Genomic DNA, 26,327 nt, shown 5'->3' on the forward strand with positions numbered 1-26,327 from the left:
ATTATAAGCACTACTTTTAAGCACCATTAAGGCAAATTACTGCGTTTAAATTTTCCGTTAAATGCTAGTCTTACTAAAATACCACCAATAATTAAAGAAGGGATAGCAATCTCGAACACAACATCTAATCCAGAATCTCCTTGATTAGATGCTCCTATAGAGGGGTGTCTGGGATCCAGGTATAAGCCAGCCAAAAAAGAGGTTAACCCCAACAATAATAAGAGTATAGACACCCGGCTAATCATAATTCGTTTTTTCTCACTTTGACTATCAAACCTGCTTAAATGATACATCCAAAACAATAAAACAGTTAATATTACAACACACAGTATGGCGAATCTATAAGCAGATATCGAGTAAAAAAACCATCTTTTGATTAAAGATTGACAAGTATCTTTGTCATTAAGAAGTTTGTTATCCTCGTCTTCTATGGTACTACTACTTGTATTGGTTTTATACTTCAATTTTGGTCGTACTGCCCAATGGGTATCTTGCATAAATACGCCAAAATATCCAGATTTAACTTTTGTAGAATCATACACTTGTTGCTGATCCCAAATACCAGTCCAATCATTCTTTTTAAATATCCCAAAGTCATGATCTTCGGGTCTGTAGGTACAATATTCTGTCTTTTTGCTTTTAGGATTTTTATCTTCATTAGTCAAAATTTCAACTAAAGTAGTTCCTATGGCATCCCATAAATCGGCATACCCATCATCATACCCTAGACCGCGTATTGAAACTCCGCCAAGGTTATTTTCTAATGCCCATTTATATTTTAAAGATAAGCTTTGACTGTTTTCATACCAGATTTGTCGATATTCTGGTTCATCGTCTTTATACAAGCCTTGTTCTGTAATATCCAGATATGCTGCGACCTGAATAGAATCAAATCCAGTAACGATTGTTCTGCCTGGCGCGTAGTTATTTTGATATGTGGTAATAATTTTGTTGTACTTAATATCTTTGCCCTTGGTACTTGTAATTACAGATCCTAAAAAATCTTCAACATGCCAATCAATACCCAAGTACGATACCGACATGATAAGTTTATGTGTAGGGATTTTTCCGTTGCTATAAAAATTTATAGTTGATGCTATAGTACGTTGCCCATATCTATCACTATTGTACAAAGGACTAGATGCTAATGCTAGTTTATTTTTTAGAGGTGTCATTCTATCGGTTAATACCAAATAGTAATCAACCATTGGGTTAAGTTTCTTAAAGTTGTAAGCACTTATGTGTTTAAGGTTAGTAGTACTGGATATTGCAGGGATTGTTATATTTAGCGTAATTTCTTCACCGATTTCTTTTAATCTTCGGTGAAGTTCATCTATAAACAGTGTAAAAAGACCATCATAGGTTACAGGGATATTTTCAAAGAAAATATTGACTCCATTTAGTTGATTTCTTTCAATCAATATTTCTAATTCTTCAAAAAAGACCATTTGCGCTTCTGCACTATTTAAAAACCTAGCAATTTGTGATGGTTTTTTATTATATACCGTTAAATGAACATCACTACATTTACTTTGTGCAAATTCTATAACGCCTCCTGATTTTTCAAATTCGTCTATAACCGATGGGTTGGCGCATCGCCCGGATGCGGTTAACTTATAACCGTATAAATTAATGGCAGATAAATAATTATAATTATAATTTTTAAATTCTGTTTTATTCCACGAGTTATGCCATCCTATAATATTTGTTTTCAGATGTAAACACTGCTTTAGAACATCTAGACTATCTTTCTTTGTAAAACTTTCAGAAAATATACCCTCACAATTACAGGAGTACTGAACGCCTCTAAGTTCTTTTAATAAAACTTGAATACTATCTCTTAGTTGTTGTTTTGCTTTACTGGTACTATCTGTCTTTTCTTGAATTACAGAGGTCATTTGCACTTTTAGAGAATCGATAACTGTTTTAGAAGCTTTTTTGTCCAAATCATATGCAACAATTATAGAATCTATCTTTTTTCCAAAAGATTCATTCTCTGTATTGATAAAATCATTCGTAGTTTTAATAGCATCGATATCTCCTTGTATGGCATCAAGGTTCTTCATGATTTCATTTACTGTTTCGGGATCAATTTTTAGCTTTTCTTTTTCAATAAGATCTAACATGAACTTATAAACACGCTCTTTCTCATTTCTATTTCTGTTTTCTCTAAACTTAATTGCTTGTAGAATTTTTTTGAGACCTGTTGGACTTTTAACAGCTTCTAAAGAATCTAATTCAATTTGAGAAGGAGCTATTTTAACTTTATCCTGAGCTGCAATTTCTTTTGGAAAAATTAAGGCACCTATAAGTAGTATGAATATAAATCCAATTTTAAAAACCTGTTTTTCTATATGTATTGGTTCATTCATACCTATAATTTTTTACAATTAATAGTTAAGCATATTGTTATATCCATTCTACAAATAATGGTTTTTTCATCCATGGAAGTTTCACTAACGAAATATTCCAGGAAATAGAACTAAGCAGAACATCTACACCTTTTTTTTCGACTTTAAGGGTTATTTGTTCCTCTTCAAATTTTAAAACTCCTTCTCTTTGTAAGAAGGTTTCTTGAATGCCTTCTGGAGATGAATTTTTAACCTTTTCCCAATTATTAATTACTCCATACAATAGACTATATGCCATATCTTTTTCTTCTTGAGATAGTATAGTAAAGGGCGGTAAATGTTCTTGAGATGGCATTCCTACTAAAATCTTATTTAACACTAATTGATGTTCTGGGAAATCTATTGTAGAATACGCTAGATACTGAAGCATGTAAACGGCTTTATGCATACTATCTAGGTCTACAAATGCTCTGTTTTTTACAAGCGTAAAATGTTCAAATAGTCGAGTTAGAAAAGGCCATAAAATGATCAAGCCAGCGTTGTAAATTTGAACTTCTATACCTGTTTCTTCTTCTGGTATTAAATTGTTTTCTAGATTATTTCTGTAATTATCTATTTCAGGTTCTGATGTTTCAGTTTGAAATAGTTTTACTAATCCCTTAGGAAAAGTTAATTGGTCCTTATTTTTAGAAGATTGAACAAGTTTATAGACTGTTGTTAACGTATCGTCCCAATCAACTTGCTGATACTTACTTTTTACGTATTTTATAAAATCATGATGAAATTGCTCGGTTATTTCTTTAGTGTCATCATTATAATACTCAAAACTAAACTCATACACTATACGTCGCCAGCGAGTTGGATTAATATTCCGGAAATAAAAATATGAAGACAATGCTATGTATTCTCTAACCTGATCTGCGATTTTTAATTTCTCTTTGCTCCAAACAGTTAAAATCTCATTATCATCCAAAGAATAAAGATGTTTAGATAGTAGGTGAGTGTCTTTATAGTCTTTTTGAATTAATTGAGCTATGCTAATAGGTGCATCTGGTTTTAGAATGCTATTGGGTACTAAATTTAAGCTTGTTTTTTCTTCTTTCTTTTTAAGTGATTTCTTCCAAAGTGTTTTTAGAGATGTGTCATTCGGGATTAATTGATCAAATTCATTAATTAGTGCAATTGGTAATTGATGTGCTAATTTATCCAAAGTATACTTTTCTTTTTCTAATTGAAAAAAGGCTTCCTTAAACTCTTTAGGAAAAAGTTTTTTTCTTTTTTTTATCTGAATAAATAGCTCAGATATCACTGAAGTATTAGACCACCACGGGAAAAACCTGTTGTTTGCATAAAACTTAAGGATTGAGATGTAATATTGAACTTCTTGGGATGAGTTTTTGGTAGCTAACGTGTCGTTAGATATTATATGCTTATCTGTAGTAAAGTGGTCAGATGTTTTTGTTTCTTTTTTATGTACTTCATTTGACCACTGTATCACTGTATTTTTTACGTCACCTAATTTTGATACTTTTATTTCTTCGATGATGTCGTCGAAAGCGTACTCTTTGTTTACATCTGTTAAGCTTTGACGCAAATAATTCATAAATGCCTCGATAAAAGTTTGTAGAGTGTGTTCTTTTTCTTCAATAAAAATTGAAATCCCAAAACGTAACACTATAGATTTCCAAAAGGTCTCATCTATTATGTTTGACACCTTTCCTGGTGAAAATGAAATAAGATGATTTAGATAAGGTCGTGTTTGTTTGGTCCAGAACGCAAATGCTTTTGGAATTTGATAATCTTTAGTAATAGAAACAACTTTCTTAAATAGAATTTGATTACCTATGATAAAGGCAAGAAGTGTTCTAAAATTTGTGGTATTAGATTTATTTAGATACTCAGGAGATTTTTCTAACGCTATATCTGTTGTATTTTTTTTGTATGACACAGTAGGAGGCGAATACCCAAAGAGCTGTGATAAGATAAAATATTCCTTTTTAAAAAAATAGATCAAATATTTCTCAAAAATATCTGTAGAAGTATGTTCGGTTACTATTTGAACTCTTTTAATTAACATTTCAGAAATGTTGTTTCTTTCAAGTAGAACAACTAAAAATTGATCTTTTCTCTCAAGAACTTCATTAAGTAATTTTTGAACGTCTTTAAGGCGTAAATCATAAAATGTTTCAGGCAATTGGCCAGAGATTAAATAGTGCCCTATGATTTTATGCCTATAAATAGTAAGATAACCCTCTGTAAAAGCAACTTTGTTTTTAGACTTGCTTTCGAATTGTAGTGATTCATTTTCTTTTTTAGAAAGTAGATTCTGTATGTGTGAGATCTCTGCAAATTGTTTTTCTTCGGCAATTAACCTCTTTATCTTATGAAGATCAATTTGGCCTTGTGCCGTTACAAATTTTTTAAGATTAGCACTAATTTTATGATTTTTTACGCCTGATGCATACATTAGAAATATGATATATTCTTCTTTATCAAATACTCTAATAGTATTTTCATTATAATATAGGATTGTTGATATTACAAGTTTCTTTATCGCTAATGTAGGTTTTTGAAGTACGTCATTTTTATCTTGCAGTATCAGATGGTTTGTAAATGAAATTAGTAACCGTATAAGCTCATCTGCAGTATGCTGATAGTATAATTTTAAAATTTGTTGTATTCCCTTTTTAGTAAGGTTATCAAATAAAACATCTCTTTTTTCTTTATGTTCAAGAACTTCTTTAATCTGCTTTTTTAAAAGTCTGCGAGTTGTCTTTTTAAAATCAATATTATCTGAGTTTAGTAGTGTTATAAGTTCATTAACGGTAAGTTGTTTTTTCTTGTGTGATATTAATTCAGGAACATCTTTATATTGGGATGTTGTTAATGTGTCGACTATTAAATTTACTGTAGTTTCGTTTTCTGTATATGTTTTGATAGAGTTTAATAACAGTTGAGGGGTTGTATTAAAATCTTTTAGAACTTTATGAATAATAACATCTAAAAAATGTTTTTTAGTAAAGACCTCACTTGTTTTTGTACATAAATAGTTTAGTATATAGAAATTGATTTTTTGTAAAACATCATGAGTGTTAAATTCATTAAAACCACCTGCATTTTTGATGTGCATCAGAATTTTTTTGACCTCTAAAATCCATGTGCTATTATTGGCATCTTGTACTTGTAATACTTGGTCAAAAAGTTGCGGTGATAAACTAGCCACTATTCTTTTTGTCACTTGCTCATTTTTACTATGGATCAGTAGCATTTTTCTGAAAGTATCTCTTGATTGATCAAGAGCTTTAAGAACGAGTTCTTCTATAGTAATAGAGGAATCTACCCAGAAAGGAAGATATCCTTTATCAAAATACTGAGCGATTGCATTAATTAAATAGCTATCTGGTTTAGAATCTTTATCTGCGGTATCCGAAACGAGAACCTTTTTTTTAGTTTCATTATTTTGTTGAGAGACTAAGCTAGTTTTGGTTTCTCGAGTTTTAAAAGCTTTTTTTTCTGTAAACAAAACAGGATCAATGTTTGATGTAATAATTTTAAAATTCTCGAGCCTTTGTTTTACTAATGCAGTGGTAGTTACATTTCCTGTATAGGTGTTAATAGATTTTATCAAGGGTTGCGGCTGTAAATTAAAAACTCGCAATACATTGTTTAGTATAGTATCTAAGAAATTTGATTTATTAAAAGATACACTGGTTGTATTAAGTAGATATTGTAGTATAAAGAAATTGATTTTTTGTAAAAAATCATAATCACTAAATTGATGAAATCTGTTGGCTGTTTTTGTGTGTATTAAAATTGCTCTAACTTCAAAAATCCATACATTATTTATTGCATCTTGTACTTGAATTAGTTGATCAAAAAGCTCAGGAATTAAACTAGATGTTATTCTATTACTTATATTTTCATCCTTACCATTAGTGACTAGAGTTTTTATAAAAGCATTTTTAGATTGCTTTAGCGCCTTGCTTACAAGATCGTTTATAGTTACAGAAGAATCGACCCAGAAAGGAAAATATCCTTTTTTAAAATATGCTATTATTGCCGTAATCAAGTAGGTGTCTGGTTTTAAATCGTTATCAGAATTATCTAGATTTTTAGAAACCTCGTAGATTTTATTTTTTTTGCGATCTGTTGGTAATTTTTTGGTGGTTGTGTGAAGATTTTTGAGGTCTTCTTTTTCAAAATTTGTATCGACTTTAGTTTTTAAAATGAGCTCTTGGTTCTTTTCTATTACCTTATTAAAAAGAGTTAGAGTAGTTGGATTTTTTGTAGAAGACTTTATTGACTCTAATAATCGTTCAGGTTTTATGCTAAATTTGATCATCAATCGTTGAATGATATCCTCTAAGAATTCTGCCTTATTAAAAGTATTATTTGTTTTTGTTAAGAGGTTATGTAGTATAAAAATGTTGATTTCTCTAAGAAAATCATTGTCGCTTACTGTATTTAAATTCGTATTCTTTTTTGCATGTATTAGTATTGCTCTTACCTCTAAAATCCATTCATTATTGGTAGTGTTTAGTACTAGAAGTATTTTGTCAAAAAGTTCAGGAGTTAAACTAGATGCTATCCTATTGCTTACATTTTTGTTCTCACCATTGGCAAGAAGTGTTTTTATAAAAGCATCCTTAGATTGCTCTAACGTTCTACTGATAAGGTTTTCTATAGTAATTGATTTGTCTATCCAGAAAGGAAAATGTCCTCTTGTTAGATATTCGATTATAGCCTCTAGTACTTGTGAGTCTGTTGTCGAATTGATATCCAGACTTTCGTCTATCTTAAGTTTTTTCTTTTTTAGTAAGGAATTTGCATTGGTTTCAAGTATTTGAATATTTTCTTTTTCGGAACTCTTATAAATATCAATTTCTGAAATGTTGCTTATGAATTTTTCAAGTACTTTATGTACAAGAATAAGAATCGTCTGATTTCCTGAATATGATTTGACTGCCTTTAATAATAATTGCGGTTCTAACTTGAATTCTTGAATTACTTTTTTTAGTATACTATCTAAAAATTGACCTTCGCTAAAAACGGCACTGGTTTGAGTTAATACGTAGTGTATGATAAAAAAATTGACTGTTCTCAAAAAATGCTCATCATTTGTTTTATTGAAGTTACTGGTCTTTTTGATATGCATAAGAATTTTTCGAACCTCAAAAATCCACGAAGTATTTGTAGTATGAAGCATCAGAAATATCTCATCAAAGAGTTGAATAGGTAGATTAAATGAGATCCTTTTACTTATAGTATCATATTTCCCAATAGTAATAAGCATAGTTTTAAAATCATCTTTTGCTTGCTGTATGATTTTGATAACTAAATCTTGAATAGCAATTGATCCATTTACCCAAGATGGTAAATAGCCATGAGTAAGATATATTTCTATAGCCTCAATTAGGTATGCATCTGATCCAGAATTTCTATAAATAGTTTGTAAAGAATGGCTATTTTTTTTAGCGCTTAGTTTATCATGCAACGCAGTTTCTAAAGCTATTTTAATCCTTTCTCCAAGATTTGTTGTAAACTCTGACTCATTAATTTGGCCTATATCAATTTCAAGTTTAGATAGTTCTAAAAGTGCTTCTTCGGGTATTGTATTAGAAATCGCTTCTTCTAGATGTGGTAATATATGTGTATTAAAAATTGACTCAATCAAAATATTGCCCCTAGATGCAGAGGTTTTACTCTCGTATTTTAAACTAAAAGTAGAGGTATCCACAATATCATGATTGGATTTTATCATTCGTTAGTTTGTTTTAGGTTAGTGATTTTTTCGTAAACTGTATAAGCCGCTTGTGCTATTTTTTCTAATGATTCTTTAGAAGGGTTAGCTCTTGATTTTAATTTCCCCCAATGAAAGTATACTTTTTCAAACTCCTCTAATTTTTTTTTGTCAAGCCAAATAATATCATTGCTTAGGTGAGCCGGGATTCTTTCATGAACAAGGTCAGAAACGTAGGCTCTGAATTGCTCATCCTGAAACCTTGCGGGCCAATCTGGTAATAAAATGGAAACATTTAAATCAAAAAAATCTTCATTAATAATTTTTCCATTGGGTAATTTTCTCTGAAAAACCAATCGCCTCTGTCTATATTCTTTTTTAGAACCTTTAGAACGTAAACTCTCCATTTCCTCAAGACGTAATCTACCATGCTCGCCATATGGATCATTAAACAATTGAATAAAATGTTTGGTTTTTTTATAAACTTGATCAAGTGCTTCGGTTTGTTTAGGTGCATAAGATGCGAGTATGATTCCGTCGGGATTTTTAAGTACCCATTTTCCATTATCAAATGAATAAGAATCTTTGTTTAAACCAATTTCAAAGAATTGAATTATTCTTTTTGCCTTTTTGTAAACGGTTTTAAGTTCATCGGTAAGAATTTTAAGATTTTCATTGTCGTTTATATCCGCTCTTAGAATGTGATCTTCATGTTTTATGACCCATTTTCCTTTGTTATAACAATAGTGTCCCCTTTGCAATTCATTAGTAAGCTGTAGAAATTTTGGATTATCGGTTTTAAAAGACACCAGTATTCGGTCCTTGTTTTTAATAATCCATTTTTCATCAAAAAAAGAGTAAGAGTATGTATCTAAACTAGCAAATAAGTCATTTCTATCTTCTTCTGTATCCAACCAAGATTCATCTTCTATGGTTCTAAATAGAGGCATGTTATATTGATCTAGAAAACAAAAACCGTATTTGCTGTCTCTTAAACAGTCTCTAAGCATGATATGATCAACAATATAGAGCCCTTCTGATTTTTTGTTTTGTTCAATCATATGTGATACAATATGATGAATGTTACTAATCGCTTTTTTTTTGCTGGAACATTTTAATAAAGAGATCCATTCATTCTTTTTTTGACGAAATAAAATTTCAATTTTATTATCAAGTCCTTTGGCTTTGGAAATTCTATAATTATTATAATCAAGAGTTTCTTGAAATAAGGATTGAAAACGTATGCCTTTAAATCGTATATCCTGAATGGTTTCTTTGAAGAGATGTCTATTTTCGATTTCGTCTGTATTTAGACCTCTATAGTTCTCCTTAATTTCTTTTTCTTGTATGCTGTTTTTTTTATCACGTTTCACTTCGTTTTCATGTTCAAACTCAAAGTAAGTAGCGTTATCTACTAATGATCTATTATCTCTAGGAAGGATTCCGGTTTTTGCTACAATGATTTGTTCCAAACCGGAGGGATTTCTTTTACCATTAACAAATGATTCTCCTTTTGTTCTTTGATAACTAAGCTGATCTATATGTTGTAAAAATTCTGACTTTTTTTGAAGAAAACTATCCCAAAATTCATCCTCTGTTTTGATCATATTCACATTCCAAGCTATTTTCCATGGTATATCGCTTAGGTGTTCTCCAAATCTTGCTAAGAGGTGATTAAATACCCTGTTCTTTCTTTCGAAAAAAACAGGATCAGGTTTTGCTTTTTTTTGATGAGATAAATTTTCATTTTTCTCAAGTTTTTCGATCTGGGGGACAGACGATAATTTTTGAGTAAAATAAGTCTGTTTGACTCCATCTAAGTAATTACTATTAAAAAACTCGTCAATATGTCCAATTTGTGCCAAATGATTGGCTAGATGTTGTTCAAAAAAAAGAAGATATGCTTTAAGTTGTAGTGCTTTTGCATGTCTTTCTTTAGGTTCTTGTCTAGATATACCTTTACTACCTATACCATAGATATTAGGAAAATGATTTTGAATAGAATAGTAGTCTGTGGGGTTTTGATAAGTAGCATTTAATTTTTCTTCAAAAGCATCATTTTTTATATCTCCGACAGCATAATCTCTATATTTTTTTGACCACTTGTCAAAAAACAAACTATTTATTTTTTCTTTATTGTATAATGTAATTTTATTGTTATTTACGAATACATTCATCTTAGAATATATAGTTTCAAAACTATCATTAAATACATGAAAGAATTTGTTAGGTGCTACTTCTAATTCTCGAGATGTCTTACCGTTGTAATTTTCTATATGAGTTACGTTGCATTTAAGAACCCCATCAATTTTTGTAAATAGTTTTTGGATTTCATCGACATGAATGATTTTAATTCGGTTTTTTAAATCCTCATTTTTGATAAACCCTTTATTCAATTTAGGTCCCGAAAAAACTCTTTCTAATCGACTATGATCGCCTTTCATTTCTTGAAAGCTGTAGTATTGTATTGGGCAATACACAAACTCTAATAACGTAACAAAAAGGTTTGCTATAATTTCTTCTATATCTAGTTGCTCTTTGATATAAACCTGAAAGTTAATCGCAATATTTTGGTTTGACAGTAAACATATATCATCAAAATCTTCACCCAAATTTCTGGTTTCGGTTAAGAATTCTTTAATCTTAGTTAAAAACGTTTTCTCTTTTTTTGTTGTTAACTGGCTATGAAAATTTAACTTAGGTAATATTTCTATTTGATAGGTGCCATTTAGTTGCTCTTGATATCCAATGTTTTCTTTTGTAGTAATCCAAACGTTTTGAATTTCATCAAATCGATCAATGATCAATTTTTTTAGATCGTTTAATGTAATGGGGTGAGAACTTAAAATAGCAGAAGGAGCAAAAAATGTATTTTTTAATGCGTCAATTTTTAATCCCTCACCAGGCACTAATAAATCTTCGATAGGAAAAGAGGTACGGTAAGCTATATCTGTTAGTGCATAGCATAACTGCTCTAGTATGGTAACCCCAGGGTCGTGAGCGTTAAAATCTGTCCAAACCTCACCACTAAGCTCCTGGATATACTCTAGTCCTTTTTCGCGCAATTCTGAAAAATTCAGACTTACGTTTTCGGTTTCATTGTTAGAAAAGCTAGCAGATTCCTTCACGCATTTAAATTTTTAATATTCTATTATTCTGTTGTTGGTGCTAAAAAATTTGAATCCCATAGTATCGAGACCTTATAGAGTATGGTTATGCCATTTCCATAATCACCTTTTGTGCGTATTTGCAGATTATACGCATTAATATCTTTTACTTCCCATAGTGCCTTAATTTTACTCCACCATGTATCACTTTTTGGATCTGGTTTTTCTTGTGGATTGCCTAATTTTACTCGTGTTGGTCTTGACTCCCAACGAATATCAATTTTATTCCACCATTTGCCATAATGAGCGCAGGTTTTAGTTATTTTGGGTTTTGAATTTCCATGAGTGCAAACCGCGGTGGCATGTAGTAATGAATATTTGCCATCCCCCTTTTTACCTTGCACATATGCAGTTATTTCATAGGCATTACAACCGCTTAGGTTCTTTTCGAAAACATTATACCAATTGCCATCTGCAGCTAGTTTACCATCATGATAATTACCTATTCGTCCCTGAGAAGAAACAATACCTTTAACCTCTAATTTTTGTGAGGGAGTATTGGTCCCTATTCCTATATTTCCTCCTTGCCTAAGAAAAAGTGCTGCGGCATTTTCCTTTTCTGAAGATGTTTTGCTTTCTTGTTTTCCGGATTCTTTTACTTCTTGTATAATGAGCCCCTTATTTTTTGAAGCCAACATGACCCATTTTGCACTTTCATCATCAATATCTTCAAAAAAACTTAATAATTCTCCTTTATTGGCAGGGTATATCATTAAACCATCCTCTTCATCTATGTCAATTTTATCATCAACCTTATTAAATGTAGAATCTATTAGTTTTTTAAAATGATCATCTGTTGGAAGTCTACCCTTACTGAATAAGTTTTTGAGTATTTTCCTATCTGTAATGTTTCCTCGATTTTTCATTTTTAAGTATTAATTATAATTCTCTTCGATATCACTAATCACAAAATCTGATGCTAATGATAAATCTCCTATTCTGGATATTTTGGGTGAAGACGCCACATTATTTTTGATGATATTGATATGGTGATTTTTAACAGAAGTGAGCATTGCATATGGTGTAATTGTTCTTAATGATTCTATTTTTCGAATTTTAGCGGTATCTATTATTTTATATTTTCCTTGAACTTCGATGAGCTGTAATACAGAAAATTCTGTAACAAACGCTACGTATGGTCTACTTTCGATAAAATTTAAGATTTCGGTTTTTGAGATGGATTCATCAAAACCTTTTTCAACAAACGAACTTTCTATATCCGGAGATAAAAAGAGGATGAGTTCATTATTAAGTTTATTTCGTAAATATCCTCTTTTTTCATAATCGGTAAACTTCACACTGCATCGTACTTTTAATTGTTCATATACTGGATTAGAGACTTCAATTTTAGCAAAAGGAGATACAAATTGCTTTATATATTCTTTTATTTCTTCAAGTATATCAAAAGCAACTTCATTTCTTCTTTTATTGATCTCATTAGTAAGATTGCATTTGGGGATTACTACAATTTGTATAGCACTTCCTTTTACCAATTCATCAGGATGACTGTTTCGCCCATACACTCTTATTTTTTCAATTTGCGGAAATTTTTCTAGCACTAAACGTTCATAATCCCATTGAGATGTTGCTCTATTTTTATGCCTTAGTTGTTCATTTACTCGAGAATAAAAAGCACCTTCACTTTCGTTTAATTCATTCATTTTTAAATCAAATGGACCAAGAATATTGACTATGTTGGGGTGTTCGTCAAAACTAATTTTTTGAACTTTAGCATTTTGAATGTTATTTGTGTAAGTTGTTGTTTCTGAAAGTAGATGTTCAGAAGTTACCATAACTGCATTAGTAACTATATTTTTGATTTTAGAATTAAGATCTTCTTTGCCTATCGACACAGCTCTTATCCAAAACTTTTCTTTTGCCAGCCGAGTATTATCTAACGGGATAATTTTTGGAATTTCTATTTTAACTACTCCTGATCGTATAAGACCATCTGTTCCATCTTCTAATAAAAATTGAGAAAAAGACAACCATTCATTGTTAGAAAGATATTCCCAATGAATAGAAGGTTTTTTTATGATCGTATGCATGTATACTGCAGGTATTAAATCAAAGCCTATGCTAATAATTTCTCCTGATTTTACATTTGTTAAACCAATGCATAAATTTCCTTTATGTTCTATGCGTGGTAAAAAATAAGAAGGTGATCTTATTGGACCAGGAAATGTCTGTATGTGTCCAAAAGGGTATAAATGTATTAGTTTTATATCACTCTCACTCTCTTCTTTTTTTCTTAACATTATCTCTTTCGTGTAATTAGAATATGAAATTGTGAGTTGTTCAAGAACAGGAGTATATGGTTGTTTTGGTAGTGAGATACTTTTTTTTCTAAATCTGCTACTTTTTAAAGCTGCCTTAGCATAGAGGTCAGAAAATATTTGATGACCAAATGCTATATCAGGGCTGGACAAAACAATATATAAAGGAGAAGAAGTACCGTTAGTATTTTCTTTGGATGAAGTGATTTGATTTCTAAAAATGATATTATCAAGGTTGAGACTAACTTTTTTAGTACTTACTAAGCTATCTGTTCTAGGATCAGCATCAAAAAGCTCAAAAGATTGTTGATTTTGTTTCCCTAGACTTTGTATAGCACTTCTGGTTTGACTTATTATTGCTTTAAAAGCAGTAGTGTTTATGTTATTTGGATATGCCTTGTAGTATTCTTCAAAACCATTTCTTTCTTGCGGAAGACCGCCCCAATCTAAATCAAATTGTAGTTTTGAAAGACTTTTTTGTAAAATGATTGGATTTTCAATTCGTAAATAACTACCAACATACGGTGTAGATCCAAACGGATTAAAGGGGATCGAACTGTCTAATTCTCCGGTAGAATTTGATAAAGCTACATTTGAGACTCCCGAAACAGAGGTTTGTATAGTAATATTTTCAATAATAAATTTTTCTAAAAACTTGTATGGATGATATACTGCGTCATTGTTTAGAAGTAGTTTTATGCAAGGCCAATTTGATTCAAAGCCTCCATCATGTATTTTCGGGTTAAAAGGAATAAGTGTTTCAGAATTCTCATGTAATTCTACAATAAACGTAAGTGACGCTTTAGAAACTTGAAATATGGTTTTGATATGATCAATACACTTCCAACCGTTTTTATCTGTTATATAGAGTTTAAATGCTTCTCTAAAGAAACGAGTAATACTACGTTTTTTTATTTCTTCAATATCTAAAGACGAAAGTTCACGGTTTTTTTGTTTAATTTCTTGAGCAACCAAGGCATTAAAAGTTGCTTTTGTTTGCTCATCTTCATAAGAAGCCGAAGTCATATTTAAGGTAAGCGTAATTTTTTGTTTTCCTTTTTCAAGAATTAACGAGGGAGAACTTATTACAACTCCTATATCACTTAGGTTAATTGTTCTTTCTGAATCTATATCATGCATTTGCTCCTCACCAAGAGCCGATGGAAAATCAAGATTGTTTGGATTCTCTTTGTCAATTAGGTTGATATAGTTTAAATCATTGCCAAAAATATGACTATCGTAAAGTATGTTAATTGTAAAATCATCCCCGTCAAACGTATTACTATAAGGAGAATAGTCACTTTTGTAAAGTGTTCTAACATCGGCAATCTTTGCTTTAGTAATTTGGGTGGTGGCAATAGTCTCAAAAGTTGATTGTTGATTATCTTCAAAAATAAAATCAATTTTTCTACCCTTATTAATAATGACACCTTCAGTCACTTCGTCAAGCTCTAATGCAATTATAGCTGAGTGAGGTTTTAATTTTTTTCTTTTTTGCTCTAAGATTTTAAGATAATAATAGTCAAGATGTTTTTTTGTGGTTAAATTGATATCTTTTTGTACGTTCTGAAATAATTTGAAAAATGAAAGCAGTAATCCTAGGTGTGGATGATGATTCGAATTGATAAGTTCTTCTGTAAATCTATTATTAGCCTTTTCTTTTATAAAAACAATGTTTCCATAAACTTTCTTATAGATTTCATGTACTAGTTCTTTATTTTTCTTTTCTGTTAAAAGATTTTTATCTGGTATAGATCTAGACAACATTATAAGTTCTTTTAACAAGGGGTCTTTATGATCAGATTTTTTTAATAAGGTAGACCAGTATGAAATGAGATTAATCATACGAATAAGCTGTTTTTTTATTTCTTCTATGCTAGTTGTATGTGACTCATTAGATATTGATTCATTGTTTATTTTAAAGGTATTTATATTTGTTGCAGCAATCATTGCTATAATAAAAGCTGGGTCATTTAAAAAAAATGGTTTCCAATCCCCTGCTATCTTATTATCTAAGTTGTAGTAATTTATATTTTCAGAATAATCAATAGTAAATTGGACTAAATCCAACATAGATCTCTCATCAATTGAAATATAATTTGGATTTAGTGATGTATTATTTCTATACTTTTGACTTGTGCCTTTATTCATGTAAATCAAATAAAAATTTGATAGTATTAAAGATTCGTACCCTCTTTGGTATAAAAAGGAAATACTATATTGTTTCTTGTATTTGTAATTATTACAGTATAAAATAGATGAACATATATCAAACCATAGGTTTGAGTATCATCTTCGATCTCAATTTTATCCAGTTTTATTCTTGGTTCATTTAAAAGTAATGCATCATAAATAGTATCTTTTAACATGGTTCTATGTGTTGGATCATTTGATTCAAACACGAAACTTTTAATATCACATCCAAAATCAGGAAACATTGCTCGCTCTCCCGGAATGGTTCCTATAATGATTCCAAGACTTTGTTTAATATCTTCATCGTCTTCTACCATTTCTACTTGTCCGCTTTCTTGGTTAAAAACAGGAGGAAACCCCCAACCTTTACCTAAAAATGAATCGTTTTTGAGTTTCATAGTTTTAACCTCCTATCATTACCGTTGGACATCCTAAGACAATGCTACCGCCGTGTGCGGTAGTATCTCCCATTCTTGCTGCTGGTTTGCCACCTATTAAAACTGTTGCAGATCCTTTTACTATTGAATCTGGAGGCCCCACGCATACAAGACTATCACCCATTACAGCGGCGGGCAATTTTTCGATCAATACAGTGGGAACTCCTGGTCCAATTATTGGTCCTCCAACGTGAGGAATTGGTGGTAATCCCGGTGTTTGCATTGGACATGTATGCATATCACTTAATCTAGCTGCTAATCCCATATATTTAGTATTAATTAATCATTACCATTGCACCTTTTACAGTGGTTTGACCGGCGGCCGAAATTTCTGCAGAGGCATTTCCTTTTGCCGTTAAACTTGCTTTAGCACTTAACTGAATATTCGTGCCATCTATAGCTACATCAGAATTTGCCTCTATATTTATTCCTGCAGAAGCCGAAATGTCTATGTTTCCTTTTGCAGATAGTTTTAGATCCTTTGAACTATCAATTGCAATTCCTGATTGATCCAAGAGTAAAGAATTTCCAGAAATATCCTTTGCGGTAATACTCTTGTTCTTATCATCCATAGTAAATGAATTGCCGCCTGGAGTTTCTATGGTTATGATTTTGTCTTTGTCGTCAAAACGTATATTGATTCCTGATTTTGAATAAATCGATTTATATTGATTCGTACTATCGGCAACTTCTTTAGGTTTATTTTTGGTATTATATAAGGCTCCTGTAATGACTGGGAACCTAGGGTCATTATTAATGAAAGTTACTACTACTTCATCGTCAATTTCTGGAAAGAAAAAAAAACCAGCATCGGCAGTTGCATACGGAAATGATAGCCTTGCCCAAATACCAGTAGTCTGACCTGTTCCTGAAAAAGTAGGTAAGTAAACCAATACGCGATATTTACCTTCTGGATCTTCATCTATTTTTTTTACCTTACCGATCTGGGGTCCGCTTGTAGCAGGTATTAAGCCTGATGCCATTGTATCTCTAATGTCAGGTAAATAAGAATGCCACTTTGGGGCTCTTCCAACATGTAAAGTCGTAAGCCAACTCCCATCTTTTATTTCATGAATCACTTGAGAGAGGTACGCTTTGCCATTAAAACGTGCACTAAAACCAGAAATAGTAATGATATCCCCTGCGGTTAATGATGTAGTTCCTGGAACTACAATTTTACCTTGTACTTTGCTTAATATAGCTTTATTTGCAAGAGAGGATCCCCAGGATTTTAATTCATTTTTTGAAAGTGAAGCTGATGAATACTGATTAAATGTACCATTATCAACCGCTCCAGATATTTTTTTTGCAGATAAGTTTCCTTGAGAAAGGTTATCATTAATAGTAATAGAAACCGCATTCTCTTTTTGCGTTTTATCATCCCAAGCAGTTACTTGATAAGAATCAGATATTTTTTCGCTGTCAAGATTAAGATCAATGTCTACAACATATTGAGATGAATTTATCTCGTATTGTGGTGTATCACCAAAATTATTCTTTTTAATAATTAGGTTGTTATTCTTAGTTAATACAGTCATATCATTCATCTCTGCTCTAATCACTGTAAAATCCCAATCACTACAATTATATTGCATTAATATTGGCATTACCTGGGTAGTAGCATCCATAGTTAATTTTAGACCATACTTATCTACAATGCTTTTTATAGCGTCTGAATCTTTTTTGTCTTGAAAAATGCTATTAAACCGACCTTTGGTCATATTGACGGCTTTGTCTTTGCAGGTAATCATCAGTTGAGATTTACCGCGCTTAACTATTAATCTATGCGATATGATAATTCCTTGAAATGCAAGTTCTCTTTTGTTGTCATATCCTAACGATATTTTTATCTCGTTTCCGGGGATAAAATCATTTCCTTCACTATTGGTAAAGGGATTGTTTACAGCGCCTATTGCCCCGCCATCTTCTATACTTATAATCGCTGAAGATATTCTATTAACTTCTGTGTGAATGGATATTTCACTTACTTCTACGACATCTTTAATTTTAGAGCCATTGATACTAATATCAAAGCTTAATACACCATCTGATTGTTGTAATACTTTTGCCATAGTTTATTAAATAACAGGAGGGAAAGCAATTAACTTACCAGGTTTTATATTTCTAAAATTAGTGAGTCCGTTATGTTCTGCTACCTTAATATAGTAGCTACTATCACCATAGATTCTATGGCACATTAACGGAAGATTATCACCGTCTAATACCGTTCTTACATGTGTTAGATCTGCAGAATTTTTCTTTTCTTCAAGGGCTTTGTTCTTAGCACTTATTGATGAGGTTAATGTTGCTGTTACTTCGGCTCTTAAAGGAGTACCATCAAGATCAAGCATAGTATAATTAACACTCCATAATTTTAATCTACCTTGAAACAATGATTGAGTACCCCAGTATACTCTAAGATAATTGGGTTCATGAATATCACCATTGTATTTGTAGACTAAATCTCTTACCAATTTAATCTGATCATCTACTTTTTTTTTCGAAACGATGCCCGTTCCGTCAAAAAACAAAACCATTTTGAATGTGCCAGGTCCACTTCCTTTATATTTCTCGGTTTTAGCACTTTCTCCTATAGTATCTGTTGATATGTATTGTTGCTCTTTGGTTTTCTTATAGTTTTCTGGGTTTACAAGCACATCATATTCTCCTACTTTACTTGAAAAATCAGGGTTTTTATAAGCAACAATTTTCATTTTTGTTAACTGCCCCATAAATAATTTACCTAATTGTAGTGGTTTCTAATTTTTGTAATATTTTTTCACAACATTCACGTTCTATCTCTTTTTTCATCTGTTCTAGATAGGGCGATATGTGTTCCTTATTAAAAGAGAATTCATTTGATTCTGAATCATCTGAGGATACAACTCCACGAATAACAAGCTCTTTAATTATTAATGTCATTTTTTATCTTTTTTAAAAAGTCTGTATTTTAATGTTAATGTTTCTATTGCTAATTGGTTGCTTGTACTATTAAGTGTTGATAACTCCCAAGCAATAGGATACGCTTTAACTACTGTCCAAGAGGCTAAAGTCCCTCCATTAGCACCTAAAAGAGCAACTTGAATATCTTTCGGATCAAATTTAAAATCCTCGAGAGCGTCTCTACACCATTTTTCTAACTTTGAGTTATATAATAGGCAACGCTTTAATACGAGGTTTTCAAATTTTGGAGGTGTTGGAAGGTGAAGCATATATCGATTATCTCCACCTTCTTTTTTTGGCTCTGTTCCAAGAGTTACTTTCAAACCTGATACCTCTTGAAAACTACTTTCCATTTTATCTGATCCAAAACCAGTAAATTTCACATTAAAATAAAATGCAGATGGAGGCGTATAGCCAGGTTTGAAAAAACTATTGTTTATCATATTCTTTATCCATTAGCGATAGTTAATCCTTCATGCATTATTTCTATACTCTCGATTGCAACCTCATTACCATTAGATTTAAGATCTGTTGATTTAATCTTTGTAGGCCATGCGTTACTAAGGGTCCAGGTCATGGTAGGATTTCCGCCTTCATCCAAAAGTTTGACTACAACATTTTGTCGCTCGATAGTATTCATTTTTATTTTGCTATACCAATCCCAGAAGCCATTATCCTTAGCAAAGACTGCTTTTTTCATGGTTACATTACTGTTTTTAACAATTCCAGGCATATTAATTTCTGAAAATACAGGACTATTACCGTGTCTATATGTTATTCCTTGTGTTTCGATATCTAAACCACTTACTTCTTGAAAAGGAATATTAGTTGTACTTCCCCAGTCTACCATAAAATAAAATTTTGGTAACGGCCAGTTCTTATCTTGTGCTTCTCCTGCCATAATATTTTGTTTTAAAGGTTTTTATTTTTTTAATTGATATGTATTTCATTTTTAGTCATTTCTTCTAAGATTGCTACATCCTAGTTGAGATGAAAAAAATGAAAAGAACATTGTTATGATTTTTGCATTTGTTGTTGAAATGTTACTACTATAAATTCTGCAGGTCTTACGATTGCAAGTTTGATAGTTACTAGCATTTTTCCTTCTAAAATATCTAAACTCGTCATTGTACTTCCGAGTCCTATTTGTACATCAAATGCGTCATCTGGTGAAGCTCCTGCCAAAGCACCTTGTTTCCATTTTTCGGTTAAGAAATTAATAATCATGCTTTTAACGGTTACCCATGTATTAGCGTCATTAGGTTCAAAAACATATGCTCTAAGTGCCAATTTTATAGACTGTTCTAGCATGATCATAGTTCGTCTTACATTTATATATCTCCAATCAAGACTATTACCATCAAGTGTTCTTCCACCCCAAACAAGCGTTCCTACTCCTGGAAAGGTTCTAATGGCATTTATTGATTTACCTGAAATAGCATCGACATTTAAGTTTTCTTGCTGATCGTGCGTAATATTTGCAGAGGGTTTGATGACACTATTAAAGCTAATATTTGCGGGAGATTTCCAAACACCTCTATTATTGTCTACTGTTGTGTAAATACCAGCCATTGCTGCAGAAGGTGGTAAAAGATTCATTACTTCTCTTATTTCATCTAAAAGATTTGTGTACGTTGGACTGGTAGCCATTAAACCTAAATGTAGATTTCGCTCATTATTTTTTATTAATGCTTCTGAGGTTTCTTTGGCAGCACTAGCATTTGCGGCTAATAATGCTTTGGCTTTTTCTTCAGGAAGCAAATCATTAAGAACTACACTTTCATCAAGATTTTTAAATGTAATTTCACCACTTTCAACAATGTTGGTATTTAACCAAGGGTAATATGCAGATGCATAATTTAGATTTTCTGTTCCGATCTTTTCTCTAAATTTGGTAACAACATCAACAGATGCGTCTCCTACGATACGATCCCCATCTCCATCATAGATATCTAAAATAGCTACTCTGCTTTGCATTTTAGCGCAATGTGCAAGTACTTGTTTATAAACTTCATAACAATCATCCCCCAGAGCTACTGCATCAGGAATAACAATCATAGTTGGTTCTTGTTGTTTAAGCAATGTCATTAAGCCTCCTTCTGTAGCTTCTCCTAGAATATCATCTTTCTTGATTTCCATAGCATCTTTTCCAGAAAAAGTACCTACAGATACGATATAACAGGTTCCTCCACCATTTGCATAAAAGAGCTTAATACTATTATACATAAACAAAAGGTTGTTGTCTTTATATTCGATAGCTCTTTCTTCGCCATTGATAGTCACCAGATGTTTATGATCTGTAGTTGCAGCTTTACTATCTGCGGCTTTTGGGTCCTTGGCAGCTTTATCATCTGCACCTTTACCTTTTTCAGGTTTTTTTGGTGCTGCTGCTTGATTTCCTCCTACTTTATTAAGCGTGAATTTAGGATTAAATCCACCACCAAAAAGTTCGTAAAATTCTTTAAACGAAGTAATTCTTACGGGTTGATTTATAAGAGATTTACCATTTCTAGAAGCTATTTCGGTGTAGCCAATAAATGCAGGAATGGCTGTCGCTACTTCTACGACAGAACCTGGAAATGCATTTATCTCTTCGATATAAACGCCCGGTGTCATTAATTTTTGTGCCATAATCGTTCTGTATTAATTGTTTTTATATATAAATATGTGAATAAACGAGTTCATTCGGTTTTGTTTCATCACTATACAATTGCTCAGGAGACGGTTTTGCTAAATTCTTAATGATTACCTTTCCTGATCTGAGTTCTTTGTCATAATTATCCACTAATTGAAAATTGTTCTTTGAAAATTCAGAAAGCGGAAGCTTATTATTGGATTCAAATACTAATGCTTCTGTGTTTCCGTGTACGTATTGTTTTTGAGGCGAACTAAATAGTTGTTCTTTAGCTTTATCTATAATACTGAGTTTGTCAAATTTTTGATATATAGGATTTACGAAAAAATATTTCCAAATCGTCTCTTTACTATTAAAGGCTATTGTGTAGTTTAATTTTCCTTGCTCTTTGTATTGTTTTAAAAGTGTTGTTGTGTATAGATCAACTATGCCCAAAGGGTTTTTTTCGATAGTTTTTGGATAGTAATAGATCTTCTCTATTTCTTGTTTTTCTTGAAACAGATATATGATACCTTCAGGTAAATTAGAGGGTACGAAATGATTAGAAAAACTTTTGGACTGACTCAGAAATTCGGTAGAAATTTCGTTTTTAAATACATCTGTAAAATTATACTCTTTATCTGTTTGAAACTTATCTATACTTATGGTGTTGCTTGATAGTTTTATAATTTCGTTTTCACTAACAAAACCTTCTTTATGTAATTTAAGGTCTTTATTTTCTGGATCAGAATTGACTGTTAAATCTAAGTTGTTAAACCATAACACAGTATCTGTGGGGTTATAGGTTGATAATTCTGTGTAGTTGATATAAAATGGATCTTCACAATTAATGTATAAGCGTATTGGATCTGCGTCATTTGATCTGTTTAATAGATCAGGATTAGAGACAAGTACGTGAATTCCCCCTACAAAGGGTTTTAGGATAATATTTAGATCCTGAATTAGCTTAGCAGTACTTTCAGAATAGGAAATTTGAATTGATTTAAACAAATTATCTCTAAAGTACTGGTGCCTAAATAATAGGGTTAATATATGACTATACTGTTGCCTCATACTCAATGATTATATTTAATTTTCTGTATTTTTAATCGACGGAATTACTTTCTGTATCGGAGCATCATTAAACATTAACATTCCAACCTTATATAAGGCCGAAGGCATTAGTTTACCTCCTATTGCTGACCAGAGATGACTTAATTCACCATAATCTAATTTGCACAATTCAAAATTTAATCTATCAATATGCGATGCGGAAGTGTTTGAAGAGTTGGGTGTTATTTTTTTGTGAGCTTGAAAAAACTGAAGAATAGAAGACAGGTATCTTAGACCTTCGACATAATTTTTTTCAGTGAAATTGGCACAAAAAAGCAAGCGCATATTTAAATGTAAAGCAGGGTGTTTATGACCAAAAGAATCGCTGCCAGAGTGCATTGAACGATTTAGGTTATTTTTTAAAGAGGATTCTTCATCAAGGTTTACTAGAAAAAAAACAATTTTGCTATCAATGTTTTGGGCAATGCCCCCATCATTATTAATAATATTAGAAAGGACAACTTTATTTTCAGAAATAGAAAACTCGTTTTTAAAATTTTCATTTAGTATTTCCTGGATATATGTGAGTGCAGTATGGATCATAGTAGTGCATAAAAATTAATCAGTTGATCCCTATTAAACTTTGCCTTGCTATGTTGCTATCCCATTTTCCTCTATTAAATATAGCTATTTTTAACAAAAAGTTATAACTTCTTATGTTAATGTTAATATAATACATGATTGTGTGTTTTGTGTGATTACTTTATGTTTTGTAATTTTTTTTAGTTTCTTAATTGATTCTTAACAAAGACAAATCTTGCTTGTAGCTAGTTTTAATAGGTATTAGTAATTCGCTATTTAAATTTATATGCGAACCGGTAATGCTCTATTAAACGATACTTTTTCCTTCCTTTATTTTTTCTATTCTTAATCCAGCATTGATATCTTTTATTTTGATGATTTTATCATTTCTCCTTAAAGATTTTAGGATGCTATAATGAAGAATATTAACTATGGATGCAGCACTTAGTTCATGTTGTTCTGCTAGAAATTCTATATCTATTTCGGTGTCGTAATGAAATTCATTGGTTTTTGATGTATTCCATAAAATATACCTGTGGTGTGCATCTGGGAGTTCAAAATCAAGAACTAACTGAAATCTTCTAAAAAAAGCTTCGTCTATATTTTTTTTAAAATTTGAACATAATATTACCAAACCATCAAAAGCTTCCATTCTTTGTAATAGAAATGAAACACCTTGGTTTGCGTAGCGATCATGTGCATCAGAAGTAATACTTCTTTTACCAAATAAAGCATCTGCTTCATCAAAAAAGAGAATCCAATCTTTTGTTTCGGCAATATCAAATACACGTGAAAGATTTTTTTCGGTTTCACCTATGTATTTTGAGACCACCATCGATAGGTCTACACGATATACATCCATTTGGCAAGATTTACCTAATAAACTTGCCGTTAATGTTTTTCCTGTTCCAGGAGGACCGGTAAATAATACTTTAAACCCCGGTTTAATTTTTTTTCCAAACTGATATTCGTTTTTTAATTTTTCCCCATATTTTAAATAGTCTTTAATCTCATCAAGTCCTTGTTTTATATGATCCGTAACGATTAGATCACCCCATTCTTGAGAGGTGTATATGCGTTTTGCGGGAAAATGATCACTAAAGTCAGGTCTAAAGGTTTCACCTGTAATAAATAAAGACAAGTATTCTTGAGATACAGACAACAATGAATATAACAGAGGCTCTTTTGCAGATGAATTGTCTAATGATAAAATACCTTCTCGTTGAAAAAAATGGTCTTTATTAAATAAGGATAATAACTCAAATCTTTTTTCTAAATCATCGCCTGCAAGTATAAATATTGCTGTTTCTATTGTTGGCAAATAGGCTTTATGTTTATCAAGTTTTATCCCTCCAAATTCTGTAAAAGGGATGTCATAGAGCCTGTTTTTTGTATGTAGTAAATCTAGTAACGCAGGTTTTATATGGGGGATTAGTGCTAGAATCAATACCAGTCGTTCCTCTGATCCCATAGTATGCTTTTTGATCAAATTGGCATATGGCGATTCAGTGTTTTCTAATAATGGTGGCTTGATTCTTAGAATTTCTTCTTCTTCTGATGACTGCTCAAATGTAATCTTACCCCTTAGGAGTATCAACTCCTGGAACCAATCTAGTTCTTTGGCAATGGTTTTTGCATTGAAACACTTGAGCGTCATAGTAAGGTTTTAAGTTGTCTATTTTTTTGATGAATTTTGAAATTATAAAACTCATTATAGATCATTTTTAATGACAATATGTAAATCTCTGTATTTTGACGAAAGAATACTATTTCATGCTATTTCATCCTGTATATCAAAAATTGTAGCCTGCAAAGGCGTATGTACTATCATTATAATGAGGTACAATTTTTAAAAAATGCTTTATTGGTTACTAATTGTGATGAGTCAATAAAAGACACTCTTTGTACATTTGACAAGACATTTTTAGGTGTAAAAAACTATGATATCATACAGAAGACTCTGCACTATTATGGGGTAATCATTATAAAGTTAGGAATAATAATTAAGAAACAGTTTGTTTTTAGTTATAATTAAAGATTGGTAGCTTTTTTGGCTTTAATCATTTTTTGCAACATATATTCGACCCCATTTTCATTATTACTTTTGGTACTATAATTCGCAATGGCTTTTACATTAGGATGCGCATTTTGCATCGCAAAACTATAGGTTGCCTGTGACATCATTTCGAGATCGTTATTATAATCTCCAAAAACCATGGTGTTTTCGGGTTTAATATTTAGGTTTTCTTGAACTTTTTGTAATGCATATCCCTTATGAGCATTATGATGAGATATATCCAACCAGACCTCGCCAGATACTTTTACCTTTAGGCGATTTTCGAGATGTTTTAAGGCAGGGTACAAATATTTCTCAGAGCCATTTTGATTGCAAATGGCAATTTTCAAGTATTGATCATCAACTACCTTGGATAAATTGTCTACAACTTCATATCGACCATAAAATTCGCTAAGCATATTTTCGAAAACATACCCATGGGGTTCTATATATGCTTTTTTTCTTCCGCATAGAATCACTTGTGATCCTTCTAGATCTTTTGTGAGATCAAGTAACTCTAGATATGTTTCACGATTAATCTCTGTACATTGTAGCTCTTTATCACGTTGCATAGTTAATGCACCATTTTCTGCAATAACAATAATATCGTTTTTAATAGCATCTAGTTTATGAATAATACTATAGTATTGTCTCCCACTAGCAGCAATAAAGGTTACTCCAAGATGTTGTAATTCTTCAAAGAGCTCAAAGAAAAGAGGACTTACATCACCGTTAGAGTTAAGAAGTGTGCCATCCATATCTGTTGCTACTAGTTTAATTTGTGATAAATCCATAGTGAATTGCGACTTTAGGTTGTAAAGGTATAGAGTAAATAGAAATACAGTAGGTTATGACTGTGAAATTTGTATTAAATTGGTCATATCATTTGTTGTTTAATTTATTCAAGAATAAATA

General features: G+C 31.5%; 17 protein-coding genes. All 17 read right to left on the minus strand.

All coding sequences use genetic code 11. From position 1 onward, the window contains the following. Positions 1-26: 26 nt before the first annotated feature. Positions 27-2,372, minus strand: a complete 2,346-nt coding sequence (locus AWE51_RS16570) for a glycosyl hydrolase family 18 protein (protein ID WP_066315555.1) — start codon at positions 2,370-2,372, stop codon at positions 27-29. 37 nt (positions 2,373-2,409) lie between these two features. Continuing rightward, positions 2,410-8,112 carry a contractile injection system tape measure protein gene (locus AWE51_RS16575; RefSeq protein ID WP_066315557.1) on the minus strand — a complete coding sequence of 1,901 codons (5,703 nt, stop codon included), beginning with the start codon at positions 8,110-8,112 and terminating at the stop codon, positions 2,410-2,412. Continuing rightward, positions 8,109-11,219, minus strand: a complete 3,111-nt coding sequence (locus tag AWE51_RS16580; protein ID WP_066315560.1) for a hypothetical protein — start codon at positions 11,217-11,219, stop codon at positions 8,109-8,111. Before AWE51_RS16580 ends, AWE51_RS16575 begins: the two co-directional genes overlap by 4 nt. Before the next feature lie 23 nt (positions 11,220-11,242). Continuing rightward, complete coding sequence (locus AWE51_RS16585) at positions 11,243-12,124, minus strand: hypothetical protein (RefSeq protein ID WP_066315562.1); 882 nt, start codon at positions 12,122-12,124, stop codon at positions 11,243-11,245. A gap of 9 nt (positions 12,125-12,133) precedes the next feature. Next, the gene (locus AWE51_RS16590; RefSeq protein ID WP_066315567.1) at positions 12,134-15,685 is read right to left on the minus strand and encodes a hypothetical protein; all 3,552 of its coding nucleotides are present in this window, start codon (positions 15,683-15,685) and stop codon (positions 12,134-12,136) included. A 26-nt stretch (positions 15,686-15,711) separates the two neighbouring features. Next, entirely contained in the window at positions 15,712-16,125 is a 414-nt protein-coding gene (locus tag AWE51_RS16595; RefSeq protein WP_066315568.1) for a GPW/gp25 family protein, read from the minus strand. A 4-nt stretch (positions 16,126-16,129) separates the two neighbouring features. Continuing rightward, entirely contained in the window at positions 16,130-16,429 is a 300-nt protein-coding gene (locus AWE51_RS16600) for a PAAR domain-containing protein (RefSeq protein WP_066315571.1), read from the minus strand. Positions 16,430-16,439: 10 nt separating this feature from the next. Then, positions 16,440-18,236: a type VI secretion system tip protein VgrG gene (gene vgrG, locus AWE51_RS16605; protein WP_066315573.1), complete on the minus strand. Its 1,797-nt coding sequence runs from the start codon at positions 18,234-18,236 to the stop codon at positions 16,440-16,442. Between the two features lie 6 nt (positions 18,237-18,242). Beyond that, the gene (locus tag AWE51_RS16610) at positions 18,243-18,896 is read right to left on the minus strand and encodes a CIS tube protein (RefSeq protein WP_066315576.1); all 654 of its coding nucleotides are present in this window, start codon (positions 18,894-18,896) and stop codon (positions 18,243-18,245) included. Positions 18,897-18,903: 7 nt separating this feature from the next. Continuing rightward, entirely contained in the window at positions 18,904-19,086 is a 183-nt protein-coding gene (locus tag AWE51_RS16615) for a DUF5908 family protein (protein ID WP_066315580.1), read from the minus strand. Continuing rightward, the gene (locus AWE51_RS16620; RefSeq protein WP_066315582.1) at positions 19,083-19,550 is read right to left on the minus strand and encodes a phage tail protein; all 468 of its coding nucleotides are present in this window, start codon (positions 19,548-19,550) and stop codon (positions 19,083-19,085) included. Before AWE51_RS16620 ends, AWE51_RS16615 begins: the two co-directional genes overlap by 4 nt. Before the next feature lie 5 nt (positions 19,551-19,555). Continuing rightward, positions 19,556-20,008 carry a phage tail protein gene (locus AWE51_RS16625; protein ID WP_066315584.1) on the minus strand — a complete coding sequence of 151 codons (453 nt, stop codon included), beginning with the start codon at positions 20,006-20,008 and terminating at the stop codon, positions 19,556-19,558. Between the two features lie 113 nt (positions 20,009-20,121). Next, positions 20,122-21,738, minus strand: coding sequence for a phage tail sheath family protein (locus AWE51_RS16630; RefSeq protein ID WP_066315585.1), 1,617 nt, complete (start codon positions 21,736-21,738; stop codon positions 20,122-20,124). A gap of 22 nt (positions 21,739-21,760) precedes the next feature. After that, positions 21,761-22,795, minus strand: coding sequence for a hypothetical protein (locus AWE51_RS16635; protein ID WP_066315586.1), 1,035 nt, complete (start codon positions 22,793-22,795; stop codon positions 21,761-21,763). A gap of 15 nt (positions 22,796-22,810) precedes the next feature. Next, positions 22,811-23,377 (minus strand): DUF4255 domain-containing protein, encoded by a 567-nt coding sequence (locus AWE51_RS16640; protein ID WP_066315587.1) that lies wholly within the window; start codon positions 23,375-23,377, stop codon positions 22,811-22,813. Between the two features lie 286 nt (positions 23,378-23,663). After that, complete coding sequence (locus AWE51_RS16645; RefSeq protein ID WP_066315589.1) at positions 23,664-25,013, minus strand: ATP-binding protein; 1,350 nt, start codon at positions 25,011-25,013, stop codon at positions 23,664-23,666. 374 nt (positions 25,014-25,387) lie between these two features. Continuing rightward, positions 25,388-26,206 carry a Cof-type HAD-IIB family hydrolase gene (locus AWE51_RS16655; RefSeq protein WP_066315592.1) on the minus strand — a complete coding sequence of 273 codons (819 nt, stop codon included), beginning with the start codon at positions 26,204-26,206 and terminating at the stop codon, positions 25,388-25,390. Between the last annotated feature and the right edge of the window lie 121 nt (positions 26,207-26,327).

The organism is Aquimarina aggregata, from assembly GCF_001632745.1.
In the GTDB taxonomy this organism is placed as follows: domain Bacteria; phylum Bacteroidota; class Bacteroidia; order Flavobacteriales; family Flavobacteriaceae; genus Aquimarina; species Aquimarina aggregata.

Excerpts from the sequence above, each read along its gene's own strand:
- AWE51_RS16570 (WP_066315555.1), bottom strand. The coding sequence starts at position 2,372 with ATGAATGAACCAATACATATAGAAAAACAGGTTTTTAAAATTGGATTT.
- AWE51_RS16575 (WP_066315557.1), bottom strand. The coding sequence starts at position 8,112 with ATGATAAAATCCAATCATGATATTGTGGATACCTCTACTTTTAGTTTA.
- AWE51_RS16585 (WP_066315562.1), bottom strand. The coding sequence starts at position 12,124 with ATGAAAAATCGAGGAAACATTACAGATAGGAAAATACTCAAAAACTTA.
- AWE51_RS16590 (WP_066315567.1), bottom strand. The coding sequence starts at position 15,685 with ATGAATAAAGGCACAAGTCAAAAGTATAGAAATAATACATCACTAAAT.
- AWE51_RS16595 (WP_066315568.1), bottom strand. The coding sequence starts at position 16,125 with ATGAAACTCAAAAACGATTCATTTTTAGGTAAAGGTTGGGGGTTTCCT.
- AWE51_RS16600 (WP_066315571.1), bottom strand. The coding sequence starts at position 16,429 with ATGGGATTAGCAGCTAGATTAAGTGATATGCATACATGTCCAATGCAA.
- vgrG (WP_066315573.1), bottom strand. The coding sequence starts at position 18,236 with ATGGCAAAAGTATTACAACAATCAGATGGTGTATTAAGCTTTGATATT.
- AWE51_RS16610 (WP_066315576.1), bottom strand. The coding sequence starts at position 18,896 with ATGGGGCAGTTAACAAAAATGAAAATTGTTGCTTATAAAAACCCTGAT.
- AWE51_RS16615 (WP_066315580.1), bottom strand. The coding sequence starts at position 19,086 with ATGACATTAATAATTAAAGAGCTTGTTATTCGTGGAGTTGTATCCTCA.
- AWE51_RS16620 (WP_066315582.1), bottom strand. The coding sequence starts at position 19,550 with ATGATAAACAATAGTTTTTTCAAACCTGGCTATACGCCTCCATCTGCA.
- AWE51_RS16625 (WP_066315584.1), bottom strand. The coding sequence starts at position 20,008 with ATGGCAGGAGAAGCACAAGATAAGAACTGGCCGTTACCAAAATTTTAT.
- AWE51_RS16630 (WP_066315585.1), bottom strand. The coding sequence starts at position 21,738 with ATGGCACAAAAATTAATGACACCGGGCGTTTATATCGAAGAGATAAAT.
- AWE51_RS16635 (WP_066315586.1), bottom strand. The coding sequence starts at position 22,795 with ATGAGGCAACAGTATAGTCATATATTAACCCTATTATTTAGGCACCAG.
- AWE51_RS16640 (WP_066315587.1), bottom strand. The coding sequence starts at position 23,377 with ATGATCCATACTGCACTCACATATATCCAGGAAATACTAAATGAAAAT.
- AWE51_RS16645 (WP_066315589.1), bottom strand. The coding sequence starts at position 25,013 with ATGACGCTCAAGTGTTTCAATGCAAAAACCATTGCCAAAGAACTAGAT.
- AWE51_RS16655 (WP_066315592.1), bottom strand. The coding sequence starts at position 26,206 with ATGGATTTATCACAAATTAAACTAGTAGCAACAGATATGGATGGCACA.